The organism is Pseudomonas sp. BNK-15, from assembly GCF_047456105.1.
Lineage (GTDB): Bacteria > Pseudomonadota > Gammaproteobacteria > Pseudomonadales > Pseudomonadaceae > Aquipseudomonas > Aquipseudomonas putida_E.
This window is the reverse complement of the sequence record NZ_CP179898.1, coordinates 2,765,308-2,783,956: the sequence shown is the minus strand read 5'-3', so window position 1 is coordinate 2,783,956 and position 18,649 is coordinate 2,765,308. Positions and strand designations below refer to the sequence as shown.

Here is an 18,649-nt window from a genome sequence, read left to right as displayed (position 1 = left end):
TTGTGATGTTGCGAACTTTCGGTTCTTTCGTCTTCACCACCACAATCTGCAGAAGCAAATTGCTTGGGTGTTATATGGTCAAGCCTCACGGGCAATTAGTATTGGTTAGCTCAACGCCTCACAGCGCTTACACACCCAACCTATCAACGTCGTAGTCTTCGACGGCCCTTTAGGGGATTCAAGATCCCAGTGAGATCTCATCTTGAGGCAAGTTTCCCGCTTAGATGCTTTCAGCGGTTATCTCTTCCGAACATAGCTACCCGGCAATGCCACTGGCGTGACAACCGGAACACCAGAGGTTCGTCCACTCCGGTCCTCTCGTACTAGGAGCAGCCCCTCTCAAATCTCAAACGTCCACGGCAGATAGGGACCGAACTGTCTCACGACGTTCTAAACCCAGCTCGCGTACCACTTTAAATGGCGAACAGCCATACCCTTGGGACCGGCTTCAGCCCCAGGATGTGATGAGCCGACATCGAGGTGCCAAACACCGCCGTCGATATGAACTCTTGGGCGGTATCAGCCTGTTATCCCCGGAGTACCTTTTATCCGTTGAGCGATGGCCCTTCCATACAGAACCACCGGATCACTAAGACCTACTTTCGTACCTGCTCGACGTGTTTGTCTCGCAGTCAAGCGCGCTTTTGCCTTTATACTCTACGACCGATTTCCGACCGGTCTGAGCGCACCTTCGTACTCCTCCGTTACTCTTTGGGAGGAGACCGCCCCAGTCAAACTACCCACCATACACTGTCCTCGATCCGGATAACGGACCTGAGTTAGAACCTCAAAGTTGCCAGGGTGGTATTTCAAGGATGGCTCCATGAGAACTGGCGTCCCCACTTCAAAGCCTCCCACCTATCCTACACAAGCAAATTCAAAGTCCAGTGCAAAGCTATAGTAAAGGTTCACGGGGTCTTTCCGTCTAGCCGCGGATACACTGCATCTTCACAGCGATTTCAATTTCACTGAGTCTCGGGTGGAGACAGCGCCGCCATCGTTACGCCATTCGTGCAGGTCGGAACTTACCCGACAAGGAATTTCGCTACCTTAGGACCGTTATAGTTACGGCCGCCGTTTACCGGGGCTTCGATCAAGAGCTTCGCTTGCGCTAACCCCATCAATTAACCTTCCGGCACCGGGCAGGCGTCACACCCTATACGTCCACTTTCGTGTTTGCAGAGTGCTGTGTTTTTAATAAACAGTCGCAGCGGCCTGGTATCTTCGACCGGCATGAGCTTACGGAGCAAGTCCTTCACCCTCACCGGCGCACCTTCTCCCGAAGTTACGGTGCCATTTTGCCTAGTTCCTTCACCCGAGTTCTCTCAAGCGCCTTGGTATTCTCTACCTAACCACCTGTGTCGGTTTGGGGTACGGTTCCCAGTTATCTGAAGCTTAGGAGCTTTTCTTGGAAGCATGGCATCAACCACTTCGTCGCCTAAAGGCAACTCGTCATCAGCTCTCGGCCTTGAGATCCCGGATTTGCCTAAGATCTCAGCCTACCACCTTAAACTTGGACAACCAACGCCAAGCTGGCCTAGCCTTCTCCGTCCCTCCATCGCAATAACTGGAAGTACAGGAATATTAACCTGTTTTCCATCGACTACGCTTTTCAGCCTCGCCTTAGGGACCGACTAACCCTGCGTCGATTAACGTTGCGCAGGAAACCTTGGTCTTTCGGCGTGCGAGTTTTTCACTCGCATTGTCGTTACTCATGTCAGCATTCGCACTTCTGATACCTCCAGCAAGCTTCTCAACTCACCTTCACAGGCTTACAGAACGCTCCTCTACCGCATCACCAAAGGTGATACCCGTAGCTTCGGTGCATGGTTTGAGCCCCGTTACATCTTCCGCGCAGGCCGACTCGACTAGTGAGCTATTACGCTTTCTTTAAAGGGTGGCTGCTTCTAAGCCAACCTCCTAGCTGTCTAAGCCTTCCCACATCGTTTCCCACTTAACCATGACTTTGGGACCTTAGCTGACGGTCTGGGTTGTTTCCCTTTTCACGACGGACGTTAGCACCCGCCGTGTGTCTCCCATGCTCGGCACTTGTAGGTATTCGGAGTTTGCATCGGTTTGGTAAGTCGGGATGACCCCCTAGCCGAAACAGTGCTCTACCCCCTACAGTGATACATGAGGCGCTACCTAAATAGCTTTCGAGGAGAACCAGCTATCTCCGAGCTTGATTAGCCTTTCACTCCGATCCACAGGTCATCCGCTAACTTTTCAACGGTAGTCGGTTCGGTCCTCCAGTCAGTGTTACCTAACCTTCAACCTGCCCATGGATAGATCGCCCGGTTTCGGGTCTATACCCAGCGACTAAACGCCCTATTAAGACTCGCTTTCGCTACGCCTCCCCTATTCGGTTAAGCTCGCCACTGAATATAAGTCGCTGACCCATTATACAAAAGGTACGCAGTCACCTAACAAAGTAGGCTCCCACTGCTTGTACGCATACGGTTTCAGGTTCTATTTCACTCCCCTCTCCGGGGTTCTTTTCGCCTTTCCCTCACGGTACTGGTTCACTATCGGTCAGTCAGTAGTATTTAGCCTTGGAGGATGGTCCCCCCATGTTCAGACAAAGTTTCTCGTGCTCCGTCCTACTCGATTTCATTGATAAGAGATTTTCGTGTACGGGGCTATCACCCACTATGGCCGCACTTTCCAGAGCGTTCCACTAATCTCAAATCAACTTAAGGGCTGGTCCCCGTTCGCTCGCCACTACTAAGGGAATCTCGGTTGATTTCTTTTCCTCAGGGTACTTAGATGTTTCAGTTCCCCTGGTTCGCCTCTTGCACCTATGTATTCAGTACAAGATACTCAGCTTATGCTGAGTGGGTTCCCCCATTCAGAGATCTCTGGATCACAGTCTGTTTGCCGACTCCCCAAAGCTTATCGCAGGCTACCACGTCTTTCATCGCCTCTGACTGCCAAGGCATCCACCGTATGCGCTTCTTCACTTGACCATATAACCCCAAGCAATCTGGTTATACTGTGAAGACGACATTCGCCGAAAATTCGCATGTTGCTCTTTCGAGCAGAACTCACAAATTTTACCTTAGCCTGATCCACCAGCAGTGAAACTGGTGTTCAGTCTATTTCTATCACATATCCGAATTTTTAAAGAACGATCTGACAAAAGCCAGAAATCAACATTCAAGCCGAATGTTCATTTCTAAGTTCTGACAAGTTACTGCAAAAGTGGTGGAGCCAAGCGGGATCGAACCGCTGACCTCCTGCGTGCAAGGCAGGCGCTCTCCCAGCTGAGCTATGGCCCCGTATTCTACGGCTGAACCATGTAATGGTAGGTCTGGGCAGATTTGAACTGCCGACCTCACCCTTATCAGGGGTGCGCTCTAACCAACTGAGCTACAGACCTATAACAGGGTCGCGTTACAGCATCGTCTTTATACAAAGAATCAAGCAATTCGTGTGGGAGCTCATCAGCAGGCTGATGTCGTCGATTAAGGAGGTGATCCAGCCGCAGGTTCCCCTACGGCTACCTTGTTACGACTTCACCCCAGTCATGAATCACACCGTGGTAACCGTCCTCCCGAAGGTTAGACTAGCTACTTCTGGTGCAACCCACTCCCATGGTGTGACGGGCGGTGTGTACAAGGCCCGGGAACGTATTCACCGCGACATTCTGATTCGCGATTACTAGCGATTCCGACTTCACGCAGTCGAGTTGCAGACTGCGATCCGGACTACGATCGGTTTTGTGAGATTAGCTCCACCTCGCGGCTTGGCAACCCTCTGTACCGACCATTGTAGCACGTGTGTAGCCCAGGCCGTAAGGGCCATGATGACTTGACGTCATCCCCACCTTCCTCCGGTTTGTCACCGGCAGTCTCCTTAGAGTGCCCACCATAACGTGCTGGTAACTAAGGACAAGGGTTGCGCTCGTTACGGGACTTAACCCAACATCTCACGACACGAGCTGACGACAGCCATGCAGCACCTGTGTCAGAGTTCCCGAAGGCACCAATCCATCTCTGGAAAGTTCTCTGCATGTCAAGGCCTGGTAAGGTTCTTCGCGTTGCTTCGAATTAAACCACATGCTCCACCGCTTGTGCGGGCCCCCGTCAATTCATTTGAGTTTTAACCTTGCGGCCGTACTCCCCAGGCGGTCAACTTAATGCGTTAGCTGCGCCACTAAAATCTCAAGGATTCCAACGGCTAGTTGACATCGTTTACGGCGTGGACTACCAGGGTATCTAATCCTGTTTGCTCCCCACGCTTTCGCACCTCAGTGTCAGTATCAGTCCAGGTGGTCGCCTTCGCCACTGGTGTTCCTTCCTATATCTACGCATTTCACCGCTACACAGGAAATTCCACCACCCTCTACCGTACTCTAGCTTGCCAGTTTTGGATGCAGTTCCCAGGTTGAGCCCGGGGCTTTCACATCCAACTTAACAAACCACCTACGCGCGCTTTACGCCCAGTAATTCCGATTAACGCTTGCACCCTCTGTATTACCGCGGCTGCTGGCACAGAGTTAGCCGGTGCTTATTCTGTCGGTAACGTCAAAACACTAACGTATTAGGTTAATGCCCTTCCTCCCAACTTAAAGTGCTTTACAATCCGAAGACCTTCTTCACACACGCGGCATGGCTGGATCAGGCTTTCGCCCATTGTCCAATATTCCCCACTGCTGCCTCCCGTAGGAGTCTGGACCGTGTCTCAGTTCCAGTGTGACTGATCATCCTCTCAGACCAGTTACGGATCGTCGCCTTGGTGAGCCATTACCCCACCAACTAGCTAATCCGACCTAGGCTCATCTGATAGCGCAAGGCCCGAAGGTCCCCTGCTTTCTCCCGTAGGACGTATGCGGTATTAGCGTTCCTTTCGAAACGTTGTCCCCCACTACCAGGCAGATTCCTAGGCATTACTCACCCGTCCGCCGCTGAATCAAGGAGCAAGCTCCCGTCATCCGCTCGACTTGCATGTGTTAGGCCTGCCGCCAGCGTTCAATCTGAGCCATGATCAAACTCTTCAGCTCAATACTGCTTGGGTTTTTAAGAAACCCTAAACTTGGCTCAGCAATCTCAAATGACTATGTGATTTCTCGCATGGTCACTTGTGATGCTGATAATCTTTCTGACTATCAGTCCGTACTCACAAGCACCCACACGAATTGCTTGATTCGATTTGTTAAAGAGCGTTTGGTTAAGAGCTTTTCGCCTCAACCGAGGCGCGCATTCTACGCTTTCCTCAGAGCCTGTCAAGCGTTTATTTTGAAGTTTTTTGCGAGAAACTCGTTTAGCTTCAAACACTTGGCTCGCTGCGATCTCTCGTAGCGGGAGGCGAATCATACAGCGTTTAGAACCGCTGTCAACCACCTTTTTAACCACTATCGATCTGTCGACCGAAGCACCACCAGCACTACCTGGATTAAGCAACTCTTTGAATTTCAAGGAGTTTCTCGTTCCGACTACGCTGGAAGTGGGGCGCATTATAAGGGGATTCGAACGCCCGTCAAGGCTTTAATTCAAGAAATTGAAATATAGGTAGAAATAGCCCTAAGCGTACCTGGTGTGGGACGCTATCCTTCAAGCGCCTACGAAGCCACCCTTCCCCGCCGCCCCATAATGCGAGGCACTCGCCGCGCCACCGCTGGCACTCGCAGCACCATCAAGAAACCACCAATGACCGCGTAGATCGCCCACTCGCGCAGATCGGAGCGCACGATCCATAGAAAATGCAGCAGGCCCAAAACGAGAATCACATATACAAGCTTGTGCAGTTTCTTCCAGCGCCCGCCCAAGCGGCGCTGACTGTAACGATTGGAAGTCACCGCCAACGCCAGCAAACCAATAAAGCCGAGCGCACCCACAATAATGTACGGCCGCTTGCGCAGCTCGACGGCAAACTGCCCCCAATCCAGCCCCAGGATAAAGAACAGGTAGCAGAGCAGGTGCAACACGATATAGGCAAAACACCACAACCCCAGTTGCCGGCGCACAACGATCCACCCCGACCACCCTGTCAGCTTCTGCAGCGGCGTCATACTCAGCGTGATCAAAAGGAAGATCAACGCCCCCAGCCCAAGCCGATCCATAAGAATCTTCCCTGGGTCCGGTCCAAGCAGGTTCATGGCCGCCTCATACAACCACCACAGCGGAAACAGACAACCGACTATAAAGATAACCAGGCGCAGCCAGGGATAACGCATCAATAGTTCTTCCGCAGGTCGAGGCCAGCGTACAGCGACGCCACTTCATCGGCATAGCCATTGAACATCTGGGTCTGTCGCACGTTGGGACTGAACAGGCCACTGGGTAGCCGCCGCTCGCGCGCCTGACTCCAGCGCGGGTGATCGACCTCGGGGTTCACGTTGGCATAGAAACCATATTCATCAGGCGCAAGACTCTCCCAGGTCGTGCGCGGCCGTTCGGCCACCAGGCTGATCCGCACGATCGACTTGATACTCTTGAACCCGTACTTCCACGGCACCACCAGGCGCAGCGGCGCACCGTTCTGGTTGGGCAACTCGCGCCCATACATGCCGACCGCCAGGATGGCCAGCGGGTTCATCGCCTCATCCAGGCGCAAGCCCTCTTCGTACGGCCAATCGATCAACGCGAAGCCCGAACGCTGCCCCGGCATGTGCTGCGGATCCTGCAGGGTCTCGAACCGTACATAACGCGCTTTTGAGGTCGGTTCAACCTGCTTGAGCACTTGCGCCAGGGGAAAGCCCAACCAGGGGATGACCATTGACCAGGCCTCCACGCAGCGTAACCGATAGATACGCTCCTCAAGCGCGTAGGGTTTGACAAAGTCTTCCAGCGCATAACGCCCGGGCTTGCCAACCTCACCATCGACCACCACCGACCAGGGTTCGGTCTTCAGGCTCCCGCCATTGGCGGCGGGGTCGCCTTTATCAGGCCCGAACTCATAGAAGTTGTTGTAATGAGTGGCATCCTTGAAGGGCGTGATCGCCTCGTCTTTTACCGTCACCGCTTGCCAACGCGTGTCAGCCAGCTTGCTGGTGAACCAGGCCGGTGCGTTACCTGCCTCGACATCTGCGTAACGCGATGTTTGGGCCGCGCGCGCCGCAAAGGGCATCGCACCCAGCGCAACGCCGGCCATGGAGCCACCCAACAGGGTACGACGGGAAAGGTAGATGCTTTCGGGAGTGATCTCCGATGCCTTGCAATCGGAAGACCTGGGAAGCTTTATAAGCATGACGGCTCCACAGCACTGGTTAACGGATGTACCAGTAAGACTATGGAGCCGCAGGGTTATTCCATCATTAAATCATTCAGGATTTACGATGGCGGCCTTTGAGCAGGAACTGGATCGGACCAGAAGCGGCGTAGGCAAGGAAAATCAGCAGCAAGATGCGCGGCGGGTCGCTGAATACCACGGCAAACACCAGCACCACCGCCAGGATCGCCACGAACGGCACGCGGCCCTTGAGGTCGAGCTCCTTGAAGCTGTTGTACTTGATGTTGCTGACCATCAACATACCGGCGGCGGCAACCAGCAGTGCCACCAAAAACGACAACTTGGAGCCCTGGATACCATAGTCGCTGAAGGCCCATACGGTACCGGCGACCACACCAGCGGCAGCCGGGCTGGCCAGGCCGATGAAGTAGCGCTTGTCGGCAGTACCAACCTGGGTATTGAAACGCGCCAGGCGCAGCGCGGCACCGGCCACATAGATGAAGGCGACCATCCAGCCGACCTTGCCCATGTCGCCCAGCGCCCAGCCAAAGGCCAGCAGGGCCGGGGCCACGCCGAAGGCGACCATGTCCGACAACGAGTCGTACTCGGCCCCGAAGGCGCTCTGGGTGTTGGTCATGCGGGCGACACGACCATCGAGGCCGTCGAGCACCATGGCCACGAAGATGGCGATGGCGGCAAATGCAAAGTACTTGCTCGCCTCGCGCGGGTCGCCAGCACTCAGGGCGCTCTGCGCGCTCATCGAGTTGATGATGGAATAGAAACCGGCAAACAGGTTGGCGGTGGTGAACAGGTTGGGCAACAGATAGATACCGCGATGGCGCACCTTGCGCCCTTCGGCATCATGCCCTTCTTCAACGTGCTCATCGACAGGTAGCAGGCTTTCGGCGTCGGAGGGCTTGTTCGGCTCTTCGGGACGTTCGCTCATGGAGGGTACCTTGCAACAGGATGGAAAATGTTCGACACGGGCCCGCGAAACAGGTTCTGACGGCAGGCCACTGGTCTGCTTTATACCAGAAGCTGAATGCCAGAACGAAAAAACGCGGCCGAAGCCGCGTTTTTCATCATTCGATAAGACTCAGTTCTTGGTCTTGTCGACGATTTTGTTAGCCGAGATCCACGGCATCATCGAACGCAGTTGCTCGCCGATGACTTCGATACCGTGAGCGGCGTTGTTGCGACGCTTGGCGGTCATCGATGGGTAGTTGGTGGCGCCTTCGGAGATGAACATCTTCGCGTACTCGCCGTCCTGGATGCGCTTCAGAGCGTTGCGCATGGCCTTGCGGGATTCTTCGTTGATGACTTCCGGACCGGTGACGTACTCACCGTATTCGGCGTTGTTGGAGATCGAGTAGTTCATGTTGGCGATGCCGCCTTCGTACATGAGGTCGACGATCAGCTTCAGCTCGTGCAGGCACTCGAAGTAGGCCATTTCCGGCGCGTAGCCAGCTTCGACCAGGGTTTCGAAACCGGCTTTGACCAGCTCGACGGTACCGCCGCACAGAACGGCCTGCTCACCGAACAGGTCGGTTTCAGTCTCGTCCTTGAAGGTGGTTTCGATGATGCCGGTACGGCCGCCACCAACGCCGGAAGCGTAGGACAGGGCGACGTTCTTGGCGTTGCCGGAGGCGTCCTGGTAGATAGCGATCAGGTCAGGGATACCGCCGCCTTTGACGAACTCGGAACGCACGGTATGGCCCGGGGCCTTCGGCGCGATCATGATTACGTCGAGGTCGGCACGTGGAACGACCTGGTTGTAATGGATCGAGAAACCGTGGGAGAAGGCCAGGGTGGCGCCCTTCTTGATGTTCGGCTCGATTTCGTTCTTGTACAGAGCGCCCTGGAACTCGTCCGGGGTCAGGATCATGACCAGGTCGGCAGCAGCGACGGCGGTGGCAACGTCGGCCACTTTCAGGCCGTGAGCTTCAGCCTTGGCAACGGTAGCCGAACCTTTACGCAGACCGACGGTAACGTCTACACCGGAGTCCTTCAGGTTGCACGCTTGGGCGTGGCCCTGGGAACCGTAACCGATGATGGCGACTTTCTTGCCCTGGATGATGGAAAGGTCGCAGTCTTTATCGTAGAAAACTTTCATGAAATACCCCTGGTTATATCTCGGCCCCTGCGGAGCCATCGCTAATTTTTGAATTCAGATGCTGAGCACTTTGTCGCCACGGGCAATGCCGGTGACGCCACTGCGCACGGTTTCGAGAATCGATGCAGTGCCGATGGCCTGGATGAAGCTGTCCAGTTTGTCGCTGGTACCACTGAGCTGTACGGTGTACACGCTGGCGGTAACATCGACGATCTGGCCACGGAAGATGTCCGTGGTGCGCTTGATCTCGGCACGCTGGGCACCGGTGGCCTTGACCTTGACCAGCATCAGTTCACGCTCGATGTGAGCGCTTTCCGACAGGTCGACAAGCTTGACCACTTCGACCAGCTTGTTGAGGTTCTTGGTGATCTGTTCGATCACTTCGTCATGGCCAACGGTGGTCAGCGTCAGACGCGACAGGGTCGGGTCTTCGGTGGGCGCCACGGTCAGGCTTTCAATGTTGTAGTTGCGCTGGGAGAACAGGCCGACCACGCGGGACAGAGCACCGGGTTCGTTTTCCAGCAGCAGGGAAATGATGTGCCGCATATCAGGTACGCTCCGTCTTGCTCAGCCACATGTCACGCATCGAGCCATCCTTGATCTGCATCGGATAGACGTGCTCGGTACGGTCGACCGCGATGTCGATGAACACCAGGCGGTCCTTCATCGCGAAGGCTTCTTCGAGCTTCGGCTTGAGGTCCTTCAGGCTGGTGATGCGGATACCCACATGGCCATAGGCCTCGGCCAGCTTGATGAAGTCAGGCAGCGACTCGACATAGGAGTGCGAGTGACGGCCGTTGTAGGCCATGTCCTGCCACTGACGGACCATGCCCAGCACGCCGTTGTTCAGGTTGACGATCTTCACCGGCAGGCCGTATTGCATGCAGGTGGACAGCTCCTGGATGTTCATCTGGATGCTGCCTTCGCCAGTCACGCAGGCCACGTCCTGATCCGGGAAATTGAGCTTGATGCCCATGGCTGCCGGGAAACCGAAGCCCATGGTGCCCAGGCCACCGGAGTTGATCCAGCGGTTCGGCTTGTTGAAGCGGTAGTACTGTGCTGCGAACATCTGGTGCTGACCGACGTCGGAGGTGACGAAAGCATCGCCGTTGGTCACTTCGCACAAGGTCTCGATGACGGTCTGCGGCTTGATGACGCTGCCGTCGCCCTTGTTGTAGGGGAACAGGTCGCCATTACCGCGCCACTCGTCGATCTGCTTCCACCAGGCTTCGGCCGCGGCCTTGTCTGGCTGCACGCCGATTTCCTTGAGGATGCCGAGCATCTCGCTCAGCACGCTGTCGACCGGGCCCACGATCGGCACGTCGGCCTTGATCATCTTGGAGATCGACGCCGGGTCGATGTCGATGTGAATGATCTTGGCATTCGGGCAGAACTTGGCCGGACCATTGACCACGCGGTCATCGAAGCGCGCGCCGACCGCGAAAATCACATCGGCATTGTGCATGGCCATGTTGGCGGTGTAGCTGCCGTGCATGCCGAGCATGCCGAGGAACTGGCGGTCGGTACCCGGAAAGCCGCCAAGGCCCATCAGGGTATTGGTGACTGGCAGGTTCAGCGACTTGGCAATTTCGGTCAGCGCTTCGGAGCCACCACCGAGAATCACACCGCCACCGGCATAGACGATCGGACGCTTGGCAGCCAGCAGCATCTCGGCAGCCTTGCGGATCTGGCCGGAGTGGCCACGCACTGCCGGGCTGTAGGAGCGCAGCTTGACCTTCTTCGGATAGACGTATTCGAACTTCTCGGCCGGGTTGGTCATATCTTTTGGAATGTCGACCACGACCGGGCCTGGACGGCCGGATTGCGCCAGATAGAAGGCTTTTTTCAGAACTTCAGGGATCTCGGTAGCGTGTTTGATCATGAAGCTGTGCTTCACGATCGGCCGCGAGATGCCGATCATGTCGGTTTCCTGGAAGGCATCGGTACCCACCATGGTGCTAGGCACCTGGCCGGACAGGATGACCATCGGAATCGAGTCCATGTAAGCGGTGGCAATACCGGTGATGGCATTGGTCGCGCCCGGGCCGGAGGTTACCAGCACCACACCGGCCTTGCCGGTGGCGCGGGCGTAGCCGTCCGCCATATGGGTAGCAGCCTGCTCGTGACGAACCAGGATGTGCTCGACTTCCGGTTCCTTGAACAGGGCGTCGTAAACATGCAGGAGAGCACCACCAGGGTACCCGTAGATGTGCTTAACGCCTTCGTCACGCAAGAAGCGGACGACCATCTCAGCGCCAGATAAAAGCTCCACGTTGTTCACCTCTAAAACGCCAGAATACCGTCCCTAGTGGACGGGTCTTAATAGGTTTACTGCCAAGCAGAGCATGAGCGAACGTCAGCACTGACTGAGCAAGTATTGGGAGCACCCCTGAGTGTTGCGGGGTTATCCCACCCAGCGCGAGGTAACGCGTTGCGGGGTGTAACAGGTCGGCGCGGGTGTGCGCCTCATGATCTGCTTAGCGGGTCTGCTTCTGGCAGTCCCTCTAAAGCGGAAACTGGATTCTTGTGATTTGGCGGCTACAAGTCAAGAAAAATTATTGCCAATTTTTCCTCAAGATGAATTCCTGCCACCACTAAAAACCGACACAGCAGCAGGAAAAATAACTTTTCCACAAAAAAGGGCCACAATCTGCGGCCCCTGAAGGAAAAAGAGAAGAAATCAGGCTCAAGCAGCGATCAATTGATCGAACTCTGCCAGCAGGCGCCGCAACTCACGACTCTGCTCCGGCCGGTCGACGAACACCGTCTCGGCCATCACCAGAATGCTCGAGGCGTTGGGCAGCGGTTGACCAAGCTCGATGATGATCTTCATGCGCGGCAGGAATATCCACTGCAGCCACTGCTCGAAGCTCATGCTATCGACCGCAAAAGGCACTGTGCTGGCCAGCGCCTCATCGCTTGGCGGCTCGTCAGCCCACCAGCCCTGCACGATCAACTCACGCTCGATGAGCAGCAGGTGGTCGGCGATGTCCAGAATGCGCTGCTCGATCATCAGGAGTTGACCCGCGCTTTTTGCCGGGCCAGCGCGGCGCCGGCGCTGTCACCCTGCTTCTCACGGGCCTGGGCGATGGTGTTCCACAGCTCGGCCTGAAGGTCAGGGCGACCATTGGCATAGGTCAGGGCACGGCGCGCCAATTGCTCGGCCTGCGCCGCATCGCCCTGGGACAGGCGCACCTGCGCCAGACGGAACAGTACCTGCGGCTCACGCGGGGCGATGCGCTGGGCGCGCTCCAGGCTCGAGGCCGCACCGTTGAAGTCGCCACTGCCCTGTTGCGACTGGGCGGTGGTCAACAATGCCAGCACCGGGCCATCGAGCTGCTCGTCAGCCGACAGCCCCCCGGATGCCGCACTGCTGCGCGGAATGCCGGTTGGCGCGCTGGCAGCGGCCGGGGCACTGTTCATCGACGCGATGTCGAACGGTTCGTCGGCGATCGGGTTGGGGTTGGTCGTCATCGGTGCAGATGTGCCGGGGCCAGTGGTAATCGGCGTGGTGCTGATCGGGGCCACGCCATTGCCTGCCGGGAACGTCTGGATGCCCGTGGCACCGGCACCTTGCGGAATCATCACGGTCACGCCGGAGTCCTCAGGCAGGGTCTGCGCCTGCGAGGTGCCATTGCTGATGCCGGCCGCCGAGCGGTTGGCCGTCACGCGTTCACTGTTGGACACCCGTGTGCTCGAGTCCACAACCGGGATGTTGCCACGCTGAACGCTGGAACAGCCCTGCAGCACCACCAGTGCCGTCACGGCAGGAAACCACCACTTTTTCACTTCACACCTCATCAATGCTGCCAGGGCTTAATTCATCCAGCCTTTGACCCAGTCCATGACCGATTCTGCCGGATTCTGCTCGCCGCCACAGATCGCGCCGGCGGGCGGTTCGCTCCCGCGAATATACGGCATCTGCACCGCCCCCGGACAGCTTGCGTCGGAACCCTGCCCACTGTAGGGGTCGATCCAGGCCTGTACCACGTTGTCCGGTTGCGGCATGTCCAGCGGCAGCGGGTCAGCCTTCTTCATGAAGCTGGTCCACACCTGCAGGGCACCGGTGGCGCCAGTGAACGGCGTCTTGCCGTTATCGTCACGGCCCATCCACACCACCGCCAGCAGGTCCTGGCTGAAGCCTGAGAACCAACTGTCACGCGAGTCGTTACTGGTACCGGTCTTGCCCGCCAGGGTCAGCGACCTGGGCAGCACGTTGTACACGGAGCGGCCGGTACCTTCGCGCATCACCCGCTGCATCGCGTTCTGTACCAGGTAGATGGAGCCCGGATCGAAGGTCTGCTGGATCTGGAACGGGTAACGCTTGAGCGGCTCACCTTCGGCGGTGAGCACACTGCGGATGCCGCGCATCGGCGTATTGAAACCGCCATTGGCGATGGTCTGGTACATGGTCGCCACCTGCATCGGCGACATGCCACCGGCCCCCAGCAGCATTGCCGGGAACGCTGGCCAGTCGACATTGACCCCGAGCCGGCCGATGGTCTTGATGACGTTGGGCACCCCCACTTCCAGGCCGATCTTGGCGGTCGACAGGTTGTAGGAGTTGGCCAGCCCCTGGTACAGGTAAATGGTGCCATGCGGGCGGCGGTCATAGTTTTGCGGGCGCCACACCTGGCCATTGGCGCCCTTGACCGAAAACGCCTCGTCCTGCACCCAGCTGGTCAGGGTGTACTTGCTCGGCTGCTCCAGCGCGGTCAGGTACACCGCCGGCTTGACCAGCGAGCCAATCGGCCGCACGGCATCGATGGCACGGTTGAAGCCGGCGAATCCGGCCTGACGACTGCCGATAAGGGCCTGCACCTCACCGGTTTCCGGGTTGGTCACGACCATCGCCGATTCGACCTCGTCAGCGCCTTTGCGCCCCGACAGACGCTTGAAGGTCTCATTCATCGAGGTTTCGGCCTTCATCTGCAGAATCGGGTCGAAACTGGTGAAGATGCGCAGGCCCTCTTCAGTCAAGTCTTCGTCGCGATAGTCCTGGCGCAGCTGGCGCTTGACCAGGTCGAGGAAGGCCGGGAACGAACTGTCGGCCAGGCTGCCTCGTTTGGTCACGCCCAGCGGCATCTTCTTCGCCGCATCGACCGCTTCCTGGCTCGCAACGCCCTGCTCGGCCACAAGGTCCAGGACCAGGTTACGCCGCGCCAGAGCCCGCTCGGGGTGGCGACGCGGGTTGTAGTAGGACGGCCCTTTGACCATACCCACCAACAGGGCGATCTGGTGCAACTTGAGCTCCGACAGCGGTTGGCTGAAGAAGAACTGGCTGGCCAGGCCAAAGCCATGCACGGCGCGCTGGCCATCTTGGCCGACGAACACCTCGTTGAGGTAGGCCTCGAGAATTTCGCGCTTGTCGTAGTGCATCTCCAGCAGTACGGCCATCATCGCTTCGGTCAGCTTGCGGCTGAGGGTGCGCTCGCTGGTCAGGTAGAAGTTCTTCACCAACTGCTGGGTCAGGGTACTGCCACCTTGGCGCATGGAACCGGAGGAGGTGTTGATCCACATTGCGCGTGCGATGGACTTTGGCGACACGCCGAAGTGGCTGTAGAAGTCTCGGTCTTCGGTTGCCACCAGGGTTTCGAGCAAGTACGGCGGCACCTGATCGATCTTGATCAGGATGCGGTCCTCGAGGTTCTTCGGGTAGATACCCCCGATCATCAACGGCTCGAGGCGCACCACATCCAGCTTGCCATTGTTGGCGCCGGACAGCCCGGCAACGTAGTCGCCGGAGAAGCGCACACGCACGAACTGCGCGGGCTCCATACCCTCGTAGAACTGGAAGCCGCGGGTGTTGAGGTCGACGGTGTTACCGTTGACAGCCGCAGCGCCCGGGCCATTGGCCGCGCTTTCACGCCGGTAGCCGAGAGCATCGAGTTCGGTGAGGAAGTCGTTCTTGCTCAGCTTCTGGCCGACGAACAGCTCCAGCGGCCGGGCGTACACCTTGGCAGGGATGGTCCAGCGCTTGCCGGAGAACTTCTCCTGGACGACAGCATCGAGGTAAACCGCGAAGCCGGCAACGATCACCAGGCCAACCAGGCTGAGCTTCAACGCCCAGCCCAGCCAGGCGCGCGAGCGGCCGGTCGGGCGTTTCTTAGGAGTACGGGAATTTCGGGTTCGAGTCATGGCGGCGGATTATACGCACTTTGTAAAGGCTGGGCAGGCGCCCTCTGGCGGTATGCAGGGGCGGCACCATTGACCATAATGGCGCCTTCGAATTCCCTGCCCCCGGAAGGATTTCCCGTGAGCCAAGCCTTGATCAAAGCGTTGCAGAACCCTGCCCTCTACCCTCACCCCGTGGACGGGTTCCAACTCATCGAGACGCATATCTCCTGGGTCCTGCTCACTGGCGAATACGCCTACAAGATCAAGAAGCCGATGAATTTCGGCTTCCTCGACTTCACCGGGCTTGATCAGCGCCAGCATTTCTGTAACGAAGAGTTGCGCCTGAACCAGCGCCTGACCGACGGCCTGTACCTGGAAGTGCTGCCGATCACTGGCAGCGCCGAAGCCCCGCAGCTCGGCGGTGAAGGTGCGGCGATCGAGTACGCGCTGAAAATGCGCCAGTTCCCGCAGGGGCAGATGCTCAACACCCTGCAGGCCAACGGTGAACTCAATGCCGGGCACATCGACCAAATGGCCCGGCAGATCGCCGAATTCCACCTGCAAACTCCGAAAGTGCCCGCCGAGCAGCCCTATGGCTCACCTGAAAGCGTCATGGCCCCGGTCGAGCAAAACTTCGAGCAGATCCGCCCATTCCTCAGTGACAAGGCCGACCTGCAGCAGCTGGACAACCTGCAGGCCTGGGCGCGCAGCAGTTTCGAACGCCTTGAAGGCCTGTTCGCGGCGCGCAAGGCCAATGGGTTCACCCGCGAATGCCATGGCGACATTCATTTGGGTAACGCCACCGTGATCGATGGCAAGGTGGTGATCTTCGACTGCATCGAGTTCAACGAACCGTTCCGCATGACCGACGTCTGGGCCGACACCGGTTTCCTCGCCATGGACCTGGAAGACCGCGGCCTCAAATGCCTGGCGCGGCGCTTCGTCAGCCAGTACCTGGAGCTGACCGGCGACTATGAAGGCCTGGAAGTGTTGAACTTCTACAAGGCCTACCGCGCCCTGGTCCGCGCCAAGATCGCCCTGTTCAGCATGCCGGCCAATGCCGATGGCGTGCAGCGCGCCACCAGCCTGCGCACCTACCGCAACTACGCCAACCTGGCTGAAAGCTACAGCGCCATCCCTTCGCGCCTGCTGGCCATCACCCACGGCGTCTCGGCCGTGGGCAAGAGCCACGTCGCCATGCGCCTGGTCGAAGCCTTGGGCGCCGTGCGCGTGCGTTCCGATGTGGAGCGCAAGCGCCTGTTCGGTGAACAGCAGAAAGCCGAAGCAGGCCAACTGCAAGCCGGCATCTACGACAACGATGCCAGCACCGCCACCTACCAGCGCCTGCACCAGCTTGCCGCGACCATCCTGCGCGCAGGCTTCCCGGTAGTGCTCGATGCCACTTACCTCAAGCACGAACACCGCAAGGCCGCAGCCGAGGTCGCGAGCGATACCGGCGTGCCACTGCTGATCCTCGATTGCCAGGCACCGGAGGCGGTCATCGCCAGTTGGCTGGCGCAGCGCCTGGCCCAGAATAGCGACCCGTCGGACGCCACCCTGGAAGTGGTCAAGGCACAGCAGGCCAGCCGTGAGCCATTGGATGACGTTGAACTGCAGCAGAGCACACGTGTTGATACTCAGGATGCCAGCAGCATGGACCAGGTGATCGACCAGGTCCGTCAGCGTTTGCCCGGTCTTTGATTCAACGCAATTCGGGCCGGCAATTGGCCGGCCCGCATTCCTGCACCCAGCGCAAACAGGGCATCTCGTCGCCCCCGATGGCAAAAGGCCGCGCATTTTCCAACCCCCGCTACACTCCTCTCTGACCTGCTCGCGATTTATCCCCTAATACCCGTTCAGCCATCGCAAGGAGGCTCGATGAACGATGAATTGCAGCATCTGAAGAATCTTGGAAAGACCTCCGCGCAGTGGTTGCATGCGGCCGGTATCCACAGTGCATCGGATTTGCGTCGACTCGGCGCGGTAGGTGCGTACCAGGCCGTGAAAACCCGAGGATTCCGGGCGTCGAAGGTGTTGCTGTACGCCATTGAAGGCGCGCTGCTGGACATGCACTGGAACGATTTGCCGGCCGAGCGCAAGCAAGCGCTCAATCAACAACTGGATGCGAAATGCCCTGCGCAAAAAAATGCAAAATAAACATCAGATGGGGATTGACTCGATAATGAGAATCGTTATGATTATCACAACTGGTCGCGAGACTGGTTGGATAAGCTGAAAGCCCCTGGTTCGGACTCTCAGATTATCTCCTCATCAGGCTAATCACGGTTATTGACCCGGCATTTTTGCCGGGTCTTTTTTTTGCATGTCACTGCATTGTCAGCGCCCGCGCTTCCCCGTCTACCTACGCAACCGTGCGCAATAGTCCTGCTCCGGCATCGCAGCCGTATACCACACAAAGTCTGCCATCCCCGCCTCGACCTGCTGACCGACCTCGGCCAGCAGCAGCACTTTGCTCTGCCCCTCGGCCCCCAGGTCGGCAAGGTGCAGCGGCACGCCCAGGTCCTTGCGTGCGTGGAATGCACCGGCGAACAACAAGGCCGGCTGCGGCGCTGCCAGCAGCCGCTCGGCAATGCGCCGGTCACGTTGTTGCTGAACGGCCAGCATGGCCGGCAACTGGCTCTCGGGGAGCAAATTACAGTGCCCGGCCCTCACCTGCTCGAGCAATGCCGCCTTTACTGACGGGGCATTGGACTGCGCCCCCGGCACCGCCGCCGCCTGCCGGTAGGCTTGGCGCATTTCGCCAGGCGACAGGTTGGCGGCCAGAAGGGGAATATGGTTACCCAGTGCTTCACGTACGATCGGCCCGTACAGCTGCCAGTCCCAGCCCTCCTGCCACGCCAGGGCCTTGGGCAGGTCCTGCGGCAACCGGGCCTGGCCTTCAACCGCATCGACCCGTGACTGCTGCTGCGGTTGCAGCATTTCCAGAAGCAGGCTGCCCTGGGCACGCCGGGCCTGCATGGCGCGGATCAACCAAAGTTGCAAGGCGTGATGGTCGGCATTGTCATGCTTTTCGCCTACCAGCACTCGCGGTACGCCAGCCAGTTGCTCGACCAGCTGTTCCGGGCTGATGACCTTGCCACTGGCCAGGTCGTGGATTTGCCCCAGTTCTGCGCTGTCACGCCCCTCGCTACTCTGCCAGGCGGGTAACGGCGGCAAGCTGGCCTGGCAGCCACCCAACGCCAGCAACAAGCCCAGCAACGCGCCAGACAGTAAGGAATGATGCATCGG

General features: G+C 58.0%; 13 protein-coding genes, 2 tRNA genes and 2 rRNA genes. 2 read left to right on the top strand and 15 right to left on the bottom strand.

Annotated features, from left to right (window positions below; all coding sequences use genetic code 11):
• Nucleotides 1-74: 74 nt before the first annotated feature.
• From ACMGF5_RS12685 to mrcB, 14 genes are all read right to left on the bottom strand, one after another.
• A 23S ribosomal RNA gene (locus ACMGF5_RS12685) occupies nt 75-2,966 on the bottom strand.
• 236 nt (nt 2,967-3,202) lie between these two features.
• Nucleotides 3,203-3,278: transfer RNA gene (locus ACMGF5_RS12680), tRNA-Ala, on the bottom strand.
• Between the two features lie 24 nt (nt 3,279-3,302).
• Nucleotides 3,303-3,379, bottom strand: a tRNA-Ile gene (locus ACMGF5_RS12675).
• An 86-nt stretch (nt 3,380-3,465) separates the two neighbouring features.
• Nucleotides 3,466-5,002 (bottom strand): 16S ribosomal RNA (locus ACMGF5_RS12670).
• Together the 16S and 23S rRNA genes with 2 tRNA genes alongside form the textbook arrangement of a ribosomal RNA operon.
• Nucleotides 5,003-5,048: 46 nt before the next feature.
• Nucleotides 5,049-5,417 (bottom strand): hypothetical protein, encoded by a 369-nt coding sequence (locus ACMGF5_RS12665; RefSeq protein WP_414157829.1) that lies wholly within the window; start codon nt 5,415-5,417, stop codon nt 5,049-5,051.
• A gap of 143 nt (nt 5,418-5,560) precedes the next feature.
• Nucleotides 5,561-6,175, bottom strand: a complete 615-nt coding sequence (msrQ, locus tag ACMGF5_RS12660; RefSeq protein WP_414157828.1) for a protein-methionine-sulfoxide reductase heme-binding subunit MsrQ — start codon at nt 6,173-6,175, stop codon at nt 5,561-5,563.
• Complete coding sequence (gene msrP, locus ACMGF5_RS12655; protein ID WP_046788178.1) at nt 6,175-7,188, bottom strand: protein-methionine-sulfoxide reductase catalytic subunit MsrP; 1,014 nt, start codon at nt 7,186-7,188, stop codon at nt 6,175-6,177. The genes msrQ and msrP overlap by 1 nt, the downstream gene beginning before the upstream one ends.
• A 76-nt stretch (nt 7,189-7,264) precedes the next feature.
• Nucleotides 7,265-8,116 carry a CDP-diacylglycerol--serine O-phosphatidyltransferase gene (pssA, locus tag ACMGF5_RS12650; RefSeq protein ID WP_012312687.1) on the bottom strand — a complete coding sequence of 284 codons (852 nt, stop codon included), beginning with the start codon at nt 8,114-8,116 and terminating at the stop codon, nt 7,265-7,267.
• A gap of 150 nt (nt 8,117-8,266) precedes the next feature.
• Nucleotides 8,267-9,283 carry a ketol-acid reductoisomerase gene (gene ilvC / locus ACMGF5_RS12645; RefSeq protein WP_012312686.1) on the bottom strand — a complete coding sequence of 339 codons (1,017 nt, stop codon included), beginning with the start codon at nt 9,281-9,283 and terminating at the stop codon, nt 8,267-8,269.
• Nucleotides 9,284-9,337: 54 nt separating this feature from the next.
• Entirely contained in the window at nt 9,338-9,829 is a 492-nt protein-coding gene (gene ilvN, locus ACMGF5_RS12640; RefSeq protein ID WP_003250040.1) for an acetolactate synthase small subunit, read from the bottom strand.
• Nucleotide 9,830: 1 nt separating this feature from the next.
• Nucleotides 9,831-11,555, bottom strand: coding sequence for an acetolactate synthase 3 large subunit (locus ACMGF5_RS12635; RefSeq protein ID WP_414157827.1), 1,725 nt, complete (start codon nt 11,553-11,555; stop codon nt 9,831-9,833).
• Between the two features lie 414 nt (nt 11,556-11,969).
• Nucleotides 11,970-12,296 carry a YqcC family protein gene (locus ACMGF5_RS12630; RefSeq protein ID WP_012312684.1) on the bottom strand — a complete coding sequence of 109 codons (327 nt, stop codon included), beginning with the start codon at nt 12,294-12,296 and terminating at the stop codon, nt 11,970-11,972.
• On the bottom strand, nt 12,296-13,084 hold the full coding sequence (locus ACMGF5_RS12625) for a tetratricopeptide repeat protein (protein WP_046788177.1): 789 nt from the start codon (nt 13,082-13,084) through the stop codon (nt 12,296-12,298). The genes ACMGF5_RS12630 and ACMGF5_RS12625 overlap by 1 nt, the downstream gene beginning before the upstream one ends.
• Before the next feature lie 15 nt (nt 13,085-13,099).
• Nucleotides 13,100-15,421 (bottom strand): penicillin-binding protein 1B, encoded by a 2,322-nt coding sequence (gene mrcB, locus ACMGF5_RS12620; RefSeq protein ID WP_115273557.1) that lies wholly within the window; start codon nt 15,419-15,421, stop codon nt 13,100-13,102.
• A 117-nt stretch (nt 15,422-15,538) separates the two neighbouring features.
• On the opposite strand from mrcB, the gene ACMGF5_RS12615 reads away from it, so the two are divergent.
• Nucleotides 15,539-17,101, top strand: a complete 1,563-nt coding sequence (locus ACMGF5_RS12615; protein WP_119688260.1) for an AAA family ATPase — start codon at nt 15,539-15,541, stop codon at nt 17,099-17,101.
• A 177-nt stretch (nt 17,102-17,278) separates the two neighbouring features.
• On the top strand, nt 17,279-17,557 hold the full coding sequence (locus ACMGF5_RS12610; RefSeq protein WP_012312680.1) for a TfoX/Sxy family protein: 279 nt from the start codon (nt 17,279-17,281) through the stop codon (nt 17,555-17,557).
• 201 nt (nt 17,558-17,758) lie between these two features.
• Here ACMGF5_RS12610 and ACMGF5_RS12605 read toward each other — a convergent pair whose 3' ends face one another.
• Complete coding sequence (locus ACMGF5_RS12605; RefSeq protein WP_414157826.1) at nt 17,759-18,646, bottom strand: ChaN family lipoprotein; 888 nt, start codon at nt 18,644-18,646, stop codon at nt 17,759-17,761.
• Nucleotides 18,647-18,649: the final 3 nt, after the last annotated feature.